Annotated in this window: 2 protein-coding genes; both read left to right on the top strand. The window is 66.8% G+C overall.

All coding sequences use genetic code 11. The features are described from left to right. A partial coding sequence (locus WCJ52_RS12950; protein ID WP_336903715.1) for an SDR family NAD(P)-dependent oxidoreductase occupies positions 1-866 on the top strand: 866 nt, incomplete at its 5' end. Positions 867-1,039: 173 nt separating this feature from the next. Beyond that, positions 1,040-1,841, top strand: an 802-nt coding sequence (locus tag WCJ52_RS12945) for a peroxidase family protein (protein WP_336903716.1), incomplete at its 3' end; no start/stop codon positions are given.

The raw sequence follows: 1,841 nt of genomic DNA, 5'->3' as shown, positions 1-1,841 counted from the left end.
GGATCGAGACGGCCCGCGCCCTGGCCGAGGCTGGGGCGGAGGTCATCATCGCGGCACGCAAGCCAGACCTGGCGGCGAGCGCTGCAGCGGATATCAACCGGACGGCCAAGGGCCCTGGAGCCCGGTTCGAGATGCTGGACCTGTCCAGCCTCGCCTCGGTCCGCGCCCTGGGCGCACATTGGGCAGACCGGCCCCTGGACATCCTGATCAACAATGCCGGCGTCATGGCCTGCCCCCTGGACCGCACGGCGGACGGGCTGGAGATGCAGGTTGGGACCAATCACTTCGGACACTTCCTGCTGGGGGTTCTGATGGCGCCCGCCCTGGAGGCCGGCGCCCGGAAGTCCGGAACGCCGTCCCGGCTGGTGAGCCTGTCGTCGATCGGCCACAGGCGCTCAGACATCCACTGGGACGATCCCAACTACCGGACCCGTCCCTACGACAAGTGGGAGAGCTACGGGCAGGCCAAGACCGCCAACAGCCTGTTCGCCGTTGGCTTCCACAAGCGGTACGCCGGCCGAGGGGTAACCGCCAACGCCGTCATGCCGGGCGGGATCATGACCCCCCTGCAAAGGCATATGGAGCGGGCAGAGATGGTCGCCATGGGCTGGATCGACCCGGAAACGGGCGCGGTCCGCGAAGGCTTCAAGACCCCGGAGCAGGGCGCCTCCACCAGCACCTGGGCGGCCGTCGGCCCGGAACTCGAAGGCATCGGAGGCCGGTATCTTGAGAACTGCGCCGAGGCCGGGCCCTGGACCGCCGATGCGCCCTTTGTGGGCGTCATGCCCTACGCCCTGGATCCGGAAAGCGCAGACCGCCTGTGGGCGCTCTCACTTGAGGTGACGGGGGCTGCCAATGCCAGGTGATATAGATCCAATCGATGCTGACCAAAGAAACTATCGATTTGGCCGATCCGTCTCGCCTTGCTAGGTAAAGAGCCTAACGCTGTGGTTCACTGGCGGTGCGAGGAGAAGGAAGCGACATGTCATCTTCTGAAGGCCAATGCCCGTTCGAACACGGCGGTCGGACCACCGCCAAGATGCAGTCGAATGCAGACTGGTGGCCCAACCGGCTCAACCTGAAGATCCTCAGCCAGAATTCGGCGAAGGCCGACCCGATGGACCCGGGCTTCGACTACGCCAAGGCGTTTCAGGCCCTCGACCTGGCGGCGGTCAAGGCGGACCTGCACGCCCTGATGACGGACTCGAAGGACTGGTGGCCCGCGGACTGGGGTCACTATGGGCCCCTGTTCGTCCGCATGACCTGGCACAGCGCCGGCACCTACCGGATCGCGGACGGCCGCGGCGGTGGCGGAACGGGTAACCAGCGCTTTGCGCCTATCAACTCCTGGCCGGACAATGGCAATCTCGACAAGGCCCGCCGCCTGCTCTGGCCGATCAAGAAGAAGTACGGCAACAGCCTGTCCTGGGCCGACCTGATGATCCTGGCCGGCAACGTCGCCATGGAGTCCATGGGCTTCAAGACCTTCGGCTTCGCCGGCGGGCGCGCCGACATCTGGGAACCCGAGGAGGACATCAACTGGGGCGCCGAGTCCGAATGGCTGGGCGACAACCGCTATTCCGGCGACCGCGTCCTGGCCCAGCCCCTGGGGGCGGTCCAGATGGGGCTGATCTACGTCAACCCTCAGGGTCCCAATGGCAATCCCGATCCTGTCGCCTCTGGCCGGGACGTGCGCGAGACCTTCGCCCGCATGGCCATGAACGACGAGGAGACTGTCGCCCTGGTGGCCGGCGGCCACACCTTCGGCAAGGCCCACGGTGCCGGCCCCGACTCCCATGTCGGACCCGAGCCCGAGGGTGCGCCCATGGAAGCGGCTGGCT

It is taken from the genome of Phenylobacterium sp. (assembly GCF_037138395.1).
Lineage (GTDB): Bacteria > Pseudomonadota > Alphaproteobacteria > Caulobacterales > Caulobacteraceae > Phenylobacterium.
Note: the sequence above shows the minus strand (reverse complement) of the source record. Positions and strands in the feature narration are given on the sequence as shown.